Origin of the sequence: Streptomyces sp. NPDC020917, assembly GCF_044333795.1 — a bacterium.
GTDB lineage: Bacteria > Actinomycetota > Actinomycetes > Streptomycetales > Streptomycetaceae > Actinacidiphila.
In genome coordinates, this window is the sequence record NZ_JBIRRR010000026.1 from 135,419 (window position 1) to 144,458 (window position 9,040).

A 9,040-nucleotide genomic window follows, 5' to 3' on the forward strand; every position below is an offset into this window, starting at 1 on the left:
GAAGCGGACCAGGGCGATCGGCGTCGGGTACGAGAAGACGACGGTGGCCGGGAGCTGCAATCCCGTGGCCGCGCTGAGCCGCTTGCGCAGCTCGACGGCCGTCAGCGAGTCGAAGCCGAGTTCCTTGAAGGCCCGTTCGGCCGCGACGTCGTCCGGGGTGGCATGACGCAGCACCGTCGCCACCTCCGTGCGCAGCACGTCGAGCAGCACCCGCTCCTGCTCGTCGCGGTCGAGCCCCGCCAACCGGACGACCAGCGCGTCCGGTTCGACGGCCGGCCCCGCGTCCAGCGCCTCGGTCTGATCGGTCGTGCGCACGGCGGAGCCGGACCGGTCGATGTCGAGCCAGTAGCGGCGCGGTTGAAAGGCGTAGGTGGGCAGGTCCACGGGGTGGGCGGGGGTTCCGGCGAAGACGGCCTTCCAGTCGACGGGCAGGCCACGCACCCAGCCTTCGGCGAGGGAGGTGAGGAAGCGTTCCTGGCCGCCTTCGTCGCGACGCAGCGTTCCCAGCGCAACGGCATCGGAGCCCGCGTCCTCGAACGTCTCGGTCAGGCCCACCGCCAGCACAGGGTGGGCGCTGGACTCCACGAAGTAGCCGAACCCGTCGGCGAGAAGAGCGCGGACGGTCTCATCGAAGCGGACCTCCTGACGGAGGTTGGTCACCCAGTACTCGGCATCAAGGGCCGTCGTGTCGATACGGCTGCCGGTGACCGTCGAGTAGAACGGCACGTCCGACGCGCGAGGCGTGATGCCCGACAGCGCCTCCACAACCTCATCACGGATCGCATCCACCTGCGCGGAATGCGACGCGTAGTCCACATCGATCCGGCGCGCCCGCACACCGTCGCCCTCGCAGGACGCCAACAGCTCGTCCAGAGCGCCGACTTCACCGGATACGACCGTCGAAGAGGGCCCGTTCACCGACGCGACGGAGATCCGGCCGTCCCAGCGCGCGATCCGCTCCCGCACCGCCTCAGCCGGCAGAGCCACCGACACCATCCCACCGCGGCCGGACAGCGTCCCGCGAATGGCCCGCGCCCGCAGCGCCACCACCTTCGCCGCATCCTCCACGGACAGGGCGCCTGAGACGCACGCCGCGGCAATCTCGCCCTGGCTGTGACCAATGACCGCCCCGGGCTCCACACCCACCGACCGCCACACCGCAGCCAGCGACACCATCACCGCCCACAACGCGGCCTGGACAACCACCACATCGTCCAAAGCACCGTCGCGAATCGCCTCAACGACGGAGCAGCCCAAGTACGGCTGCAACGCCGCATCACACTCCGCCAACCGCGCCCCGAACACCGGCGACGAGCCGAGCAGTTCCACCGCCATACCCGCCCACTGCGACCCCTGACCCGGGAACACCAGGACGACGTGGTCGGCCGGTCGGCCGTCGGTGTCGTCGACGGTGGCCAGGCCGGTGACGGTGGCCGGAGCGGGGGTGCCGGCGGCGAGGGCGTCGAGAGCTGCGTGGTGGTCGCCGTCCAGGACGACGGCTCGGTGTTCCCAGGCCGCGCGGGTCGTCACCAGGGAGAACCCGATGTCCACGGCGTCGAGGCCGGAGTCAACTCCCGTGTGTTCCAGGAGACGTTCGGCCTGGCCGCGCAGTGCGGCGGTGGACCGTGCGGACAGCGGCCAGGGGACCACCGTCAGCGGACCCAGCGGACCGCTCGCGGGGCCGACTTCGGCCTCCGGCGGCGCGTCGTCGCCCGGGTCGGTTTCGGCGTCCGCGGCGTCCTGTGCCTCCTCCAGGATCACGTGGGCGTTCGTCCCGCTGATCCCGAAGGCGGACACGCCCGCCCGCCGCGGCCGGTCCTCCGAGCGGGGCCAGTCGCGGGCCTCGGTCAGCAACTCCACCGCGCCGCTGGACCAGTCGACGTGCGGCGTCGGCTCGTCCACGTGCAGGGTCTTCGGCAGCACCCCGTGCCGCATCGCCCCGACCATCTTGATCACACCCGCCACGCCCGCGGCGGCCGAGGTGTGGCCGATGTTGGACTTCACCGAGCCCAGCCACAGCGGCTGTTCGCCGGTGCGTCCCGCGCCGTAGGTGGAGAGCAGCGCGGTGGCCTCGATCGGGTCGCCGAGGGTGGTCCCGGTGCCGTGCGCCTCGACCACGTCGATGTCGGTGGCGGCGAGCCTGGCGCTGCGCAGCGCGGCGCGGATGACGCGTTCCTGGGAGGGGCCGTTGGGGGCGGTCAGGCCGTTGCTCGCGCCGTCCTGGTTGACCGCGGAACCGCGGACGAGGGCCAGGACGCGGTGGCCGTTGCGGCGCGCGTCGGAGAGCCGTTCCAGGAGGAGCAGGCCGAGGCCCTCGGCGGGGCCGAAGCCGTCTGCGGAGGCGGCGAAAGCGCGGCAGCGGCCGTCGGGCGACAGGGCGCGCTGGCGGCTGAACTCGGGGTAGCCGATGGCGGTGGACATGACGGTGACGCCGCCGGCGACGGCCAGCGAGCATTCCCGGGAGCGCAGGGCCTGGGCGGCGAGGTGCAGGGCGACCAGCGACGACGAGCAGGCCGTGTCGATGCTGATCGCCGGGCCTTCGAGACCGAACGTGTAGGCGACGCGGCCGGACATGACGCTGGTGAAGTTGCCGGTCGCGTAGTAGCCCTCGACCTCGTCGGGGATGGCGGGCAGTTCCCAGCCGTAGTCGGCGGAGCTGAAGCCGATGAACGTTCCGGTGGGGCTGCCTTTGACGGACAGCGGGTCGATGCCGGCCCGCTCGAAGAGTTCCCACGTGCAGGGGAGCAGCAGCCGCTGCTGCGGGTCCATGCCCAGGGCTTCGCGGGGCGAGATGCCGAAGAACGACGCGTCGAAGTCGGTGGCGCCGGTGAGGAATCCGCCGCCCTGCACGTAGTTGCTGCCGGGCTGTGCGGCGTCGGGGTCGTAGCGGTCCTCGATGTCCCAGCCGCGGTCCTTGGGGAGGGAGGTGATGGCGTCGCCGCCCTCGGCGACCAGGCGCCACAGGTCGTCGGGGGTCTCGACGCCGCCGGGGTAGCGGCAGGCCATGCCGACGATCGCGATCGGCTCGTTCCTGGCGGCGGTGGCGTCGCGGAGCCGCTGCTGGGTCTCGCGCAGGTCGCCGGTGACCCGCTTCAGGTAGGCGAGCAGTTTCGCCTCGTTCTCGGCCATTGCCATCCTTTTCGACTCCAGGCTCTCCGGTGCGGGGACGTCCGATCCAGGTGCGGCGATCAGGGGTTTCCGAGTTCGCGGTCCAGCAGGTCGAACATCTCCTCGGCGGTGGCGGATTCGATCGGGTCGTGGCCGCCGCGCCGTTGCCGTACCTGCCACAGCAGTTCCTCGAGCCGGCCGACGACTTCGGCGGTCTCCTCGCCGTCGGCGGGCAGGGCGGCGACGGTGCCGGCGAGGGCGTCGAGGTCGTCGAGCACGGATCCGCTGCCGCCCGCGGGGCCGGTGGCAGCGGCGGCGGTGCCGGGGGTGAGGCGGGTCCGCAGGTGCTGGGCGAGTGCGGTGGGCGTGGGGTGGTCGAACACCAGGCTCGCGGGCAGCTTCAGCCCGGTGGCCGTGGTGAGGCGGTTGCGCAGTTCGACGGCGGTCAGCGAGTCGAAGCCGAGCTCCTTGAAGGTGCGGCCGGCCCGGACCGAGGTGTTGTCGGCGTGCTGCAGGACGGTGGCGGCCTGGTCGCGCACCAGGTCGAGGACCTGCTTGAGCTGGTCGTTCTCGGGGAGCGCGGCCAACTGCGCGGCGAGTTCGGTGGCCGCGGACGGCCCGGTGTCCGCGACCAGGCCGTCCCCCGGGCGCAACGCGTCCTGCACTTCGGGGAGTTCGGCGAGCAGCGGGCTGGGGCGCAGCGCGGTGAAGCCGAGGACGAAGCGCTCCCAGTCGACGTCGGCGACGGCGACGAAGGTCTCGTCGTGGGCGATCGTCCGGAGCAGTGCGGTGACGGCCCGATCGGGGTCCATGGCCAGCACGCCGCGGCTCTCCATGTAGGCGGTGGCGCCTTCGAGCTCCATCATGCCGCCGCCGTTCCAGGCGCCCCAGGCCAGCGAGGTCGCGGTGCGGCACTGCGCGCGGCGGCGCTCGGCGAGGGCGTCGAGGTGGGCGTTGGCGGCGGCGTAGACGGCCTGGCCGCCGCTGCCCCACACGCCGGCGTTGGAGGAGAAGAGCACGAAGGCGTCCAGCGGGGTGTCGCCGAGCAGGTCGTCGAGGTGGCCCGCGCCGGCGATCTTGCCTGAGGTGATGCGCGTGATGTCGTCGTCGGTCGTGTCGGTGGCGGCCAGGTAGGTCTGGGGGGTGCCGGCGGCGTGGAAGACCGCGCTGAGCGGCCGTTCGGCGGGGACGCCGGCGAGGAGCGCGGCGACATCGGCCCGGTCGGCCACGTCGCAGGCGGCGAAGGTGACGGTGGCTCCCGCCGCCTCCAGTTCCGCGCGCAGTGCGCCCGCGCCGGGCGCGTCGGGTCCGCGGCGGCCGGCCAGCAGCAGGTGCGGGGCGCCCTCGGCGGCAAGCCGGCGGGCGACGTGCGCGCCGAGCCCGCCGGTGCCGCCGGTGATCAGGACGGTGCCGCCGGGCCGCCACCCGGTGGGCCACGCGGCAGGCCGGTCGGCGGGGAGCGGCATCCTGATCAGCCTCCGCCCGTGGACGCCGGACGCCCGTACGGCGACCTGGTCCTCGACGGCGTCCACGTCACCGGCGCTCGCGGTGTCGCCGGCCCTGGGGTCGACGGCCGCGCTGTCGGCGGTGCCGCCCGGTGCCGGCAGTCCGCCGAGGACGGCGGCGAGCCGGGCGGCGGCGGCCGTGTCGGGACGGGCGGGCAGGTCGACCAGGCCGCCCCACTGACGGGGCTGCTCCAGGGCGATGACCCGTCCCAGGCCCCAGACCTGAGCCTGGTCGGGGCGGGGCCCGGCGTCCCCGGGTGCCGTCCGTACGCCCTCCGCGGTGGCGGCCCAGAGCCGCCCGCTCAGACCCGCGTCGGCCGCGGCCTGGGCGAGGGCGAGGGTGACGCGGGCGGCCGGGTCCAGGCCGGCGGGGACGGGGCCGGTCGTATCGGAGCCGGCACCGGCCGGCGCCGCGAGACCGGACCCGCCCGCAGCGGGCGTGCGCGGAGTCCTGGGCGCGGCCGTCCCCGCCGTGCCCGTCTCGGGGCCGCCGAGGGCGAGCAGCGACAGCACGCCGTCGGCTCGGACGTCCCGCAGCAGCTCGGCGAGGGCGGCCCGGCCGGTGCGGTCGGCGGGGACCTCGATCAGGGTGACCGTCGCGCCGGTGGCGGCGAGCGCGTCGTCCGCGGCCGCTGCCCAGGGCTGGCCGGGTGCGGTGAGTACGGCCCAACTCCGCTGCGGCGCACGGCCCGTCGCGGTGTCCAGGGCGCGCCAGGCGATGCCGTAGCGCCAGCGGTCCAGGGCGGAGCGGTCCAGGCTGCGCCGCCGCCACGACGACAACGCGGGCAGGACAGCGGCCAACTCGTCCTGTGCGGGGTCGAGTTCGAGTTCCCCGGCCAGCCGCTCCAGGTCGCCGCGTTCGACTGCGGCCCAGAATCCCGCGTCGGCGAGGTCGCCGGTGCCGGATGTGGTGGGCTCGGTGCGGTCCCGCAGGTCGTCGAGCCAGAAGCGGCGGCGCTGGAAGGCGTACGTGGGCAGGGCCGGTGGCGTGCCGCCCGTTCCCGGGGCCAGGGGCCGCCAGTCGACGCCGGGCAGGCCGCGGACGAAGCCCTCGGCGACGGACGTGGTGAAGCGGGCCATGCCGCCTTCGTCGCGGCGCAGGGTGCCCACCGCGACGGCTTCGCATTCGGCGTCCTCGAAGGTCGCGGCCATGGCGGTGGTGAGCACCGGGTGCGCGCTGGACTCGACGAAGAACCGGAAACCGTCGCTCTCCATGGCCAGCACCGCGGCCTGGAAGTCCACCGGGCGGCGGGCGTTGAGATACCAGTACGCGTTGTCGAGGGTCTCCGTGTCGACCAGGCCGCCGGTTACGGTCGAGTAGAACGGGACGGTGGCGCGACGCGGCGCGATGTGCGCGAACAGCTCCAGGATCCGCTCGCGCAGCGGCTCGACCTGGGCGCAGTGCGAGGCGACCGTCGACCCGACGATCCGGGCGCGGACGCCGTCCGCCTCGCACGCGGCAACGAACTCCGTCAGGGCCTCCGTGCCGCCGGCCACGGTGACCGCGGTCGGGCCGTTGCGCCCGGCGATGTCCAGTCGCCCGTCCCAGGCCGCGATCCGGGACTCGGCCTCGGCGACAGGCAGTGCCACGGAGGCGACCGCGCCGTTGCCGACGAGTTCGGCGGCGAACAGCGCGCTGCGCAGCGCGATGAGCTCGGCGGCGTCCTCCAGGGTCAGGGCCCCGGCGACGAGCGCGGCGGCGATCTCGCCCTGGCTGCTGCCGACGACGGCGGCGGGTTCGACGCCGACGGACCGCCACAGTTCGGCCAGGGAGACGTTGACGGCGAACAGCACGGGCTGCAGGACCTCGATCAGGTCCACGGAGGGTGCGCCGGGGACGCCGCGGACGACATCGGTGACGGACCAGTCCAGGTGGGTGCGCAGCGCCGCGTCGCACTGGGCGAACCGTTCGGCGAACACCGGTGAGGTGTCGAGGAGTTCGGCGCCCATTCCCTTCCACTGCGAGCCCTGTCCGGGGAAGACGAAGGCGACCCTGCCGCGGACGTCGGCGGCGCCGGTGACGACGCCTGCGGCGGGCGTGCCGCCGGCGAGCCCGGTGAGGGCGGCGGCGGCCTGGCTGCGGTCGCCGGCCAGGACGACGGCCCGCTGCTCCAGGACGGTCCTGGTGGTGGCCAGGGCGTGCCCGATCTCGGCGTCCGAGGCGCCGGGCCGTTCGGCGACGAAGGCCGCGAGACGGCCGGCCTGCGCGCGGAGCGCGGGCGCGGACTTGGCGGAGAGTACCCACGGGACGGCGGCTCCGGGCGCGGCGGGCCCGGCGGACGCTGCGGACTCGTAAGGCGCGGGGTGCTCGGCGGGCCGAGCGGGCTCGGCGGCCTCGGCTGCCTCCGCCGGCTCGGCGGGCGGCTCCTCGAGGATGACGTGCGCGTTGGTCCCGCTGATGCCGAAGGACGAGACGGCGGCGCGGCGCGGGCGCCCGAGGTCGGGCCAGGGTACGGGTGCGTTCAGCAGCCGGACCCGGCCGGACGACCAGTCCACCTCGGGCGAGGGCTCGTCGGCGTGCAGGGTGCTGGGCAGCGTGCCGTGACCCATCGCCATGACCATCTTGATCAGGCCGGCGACACCGGCGGCGGCCTGGGTGTGGCCGATGTTGGACTTGATGGAGCCCAGCCACAGCGGCTGGTCGTCGTCGTGTTCCCTGCCGTACGTGGCGAGCAGGGCCTGCGCCTCGATGGGGTCGCCGAGGCTGGTGCCGGTGCCGTGGGCCTCGACGGCGTCCACCTCGCCGCCGGTGAGGCCGGCGTTGGTGAGGGCGGCGCGGATGACGCGCTGCTGGGAGGGGCCGTTGGGGGCGGTCAGGCCGTTGCTCGCGCCGTCCTGGTTGACCGCGGAGCCGCGCATCACGGCCAGCACGCGGTGGCCGTTGCGGCGCGCGTCCGACAGCCGCTCGACCACCAGCATGCCGACGCCCTCCGAGAAGCCGGTGCCGTCCGCGGCCGCAGCGAAGGCCCGGCAGCGGCCGTCGGGGGAGAGCACGCGCTGGCGGCTGAACTCCACGAACCCGAACGGGCTCGGCATCACCGTCACCCCGCCGACCAGGGCGAGCGAGCACTCCCCCGCCCGCAGCGCCTGAGCCGCCAGGTGGAGGGCGACGAGCGACGACGAGCACGCGGTGTCCACCGTCATGGCCGGACCTTCGAGGCCGAGGACGTACGAGACCCGGCCGGAGATGACGCTCAGCACGTTCCCGGTGACCGAGTAGCCCTCGACACGCTGCTGCAGGTCGGGGTCCTGGCCGTAGCCGGTGCCGACCGCGCCGACGAAGACACCGGTGCGGCTGCCGCGCAGCGTGGCCACGTCGATGCCGGCCCGCTCCACCGCCTCCCACGCCGCTTCCAGCACGAGGCGCTGCTGCGGGTCCATCGCCAGCGCCTCGCGCGGCGAGATGCCGAACAGCTCGGCGTCGAACTCGGTGGCGCCGCGCACGAATCCGCCCTGCTGGGCGTAGCTCTTGCCCGACCGGGCCGGGTCCGGGTCGTAGAGGTCCGCGAGGTCCCAGCCGCGGTCGGTCGGGAACCCGGAGATCGCGTCGGTGCCCGACGCCACCAGGTCCCACAGCTGCTCGGGCGAGTCCGCGCCGCCGGGGAAGCGGCAGGCCATGGCGACGACGGCGATCGGGTCGTCGTCGGACGCTCGCGCCGGTGGGGCGGCGCCGGCCGGAAGGTCGTGCCCGGAGGGTGCCGCGCCGAGGCCCAGCTCGTCCTCCAGATGGGCGGCGAGGGCGTCGGGCGTCGGGTGGTCGAAGATCAGGGTGGCCGCGAGCCGCTGTCCGGTGGCGGTGCCGAGGCGGTTGCGCAGTTCGACGGCGGTCAGCGAGTCGAAGCCCATGTCCTTGAACGCGCGGGCGGGATCGACGGCGGCAGGCGAGCCGTGCCCGAGCACCGCGGCCACGTGCGTCCGCACGACGTCGCGCAGCGCCTCGGTGCGTTCGGCGGGCGGCAGCGCGGACAGTCGCTGGACGAGGGCCGACGCGTTCGTGTCAGTGGCGCTGCTCGCCGTTGCCCGAGTCCTGCGGGCGCCGCCCGGGGTGGTGGCCAGTCCGCGGGTGAGGGTGCGGAACGCCTCGCCGGCGGTCTGGGCGTCTCCGGTCTCTGGTGCCAGGCGCGCGGTGACCGCCAGCGGCACGTCCCAGCCCACCGCCGCGTCGAACAAAGCCAGACCCTGCTCGACACTCATCGGCACCACACCAGAACGCACCAGGCGGGCACGATCCACATCATCCAGCGACCCGGTCAGCTCCGAATCGGTGGCCCAGTGGCCCCACGCCATCGACACGCCCGCCAAGCCGTCGATGCGCCGCACACCCGCCAGAGTGTCCAGGAAGGTGTTGGCCGCCGCGTAGTTCGCCTGACCCGCCGTACCCACCACACCGGCCAGCGACGAGAACACCGCGAACAACGACAGGTCCA

The 9,040-nt window shown here is 74.4% G+C and carries 1 protein-coding gene and 1 pseudogene; both read right to left on the bottom strand.

The features are described from left to right. Nucleotides 1-42: 42 nt before the first annotated feature. Nucleotides 43-3,129, bottom strand: a pseudogene (locus ACH4TG_RS36920) (type I polyketide synthase); the annotation flags it as partial. Between the two features lie 59 nt (nt 3,130-3,188). After that, nucleotides 3,189-9,040 (bottom strand): type I polyketide synthase (locus ACH4TG_RS36925; protein ID WP_398247059.1); only part of this gene is annotated, 5,852 nt, incomplete at its 5' end.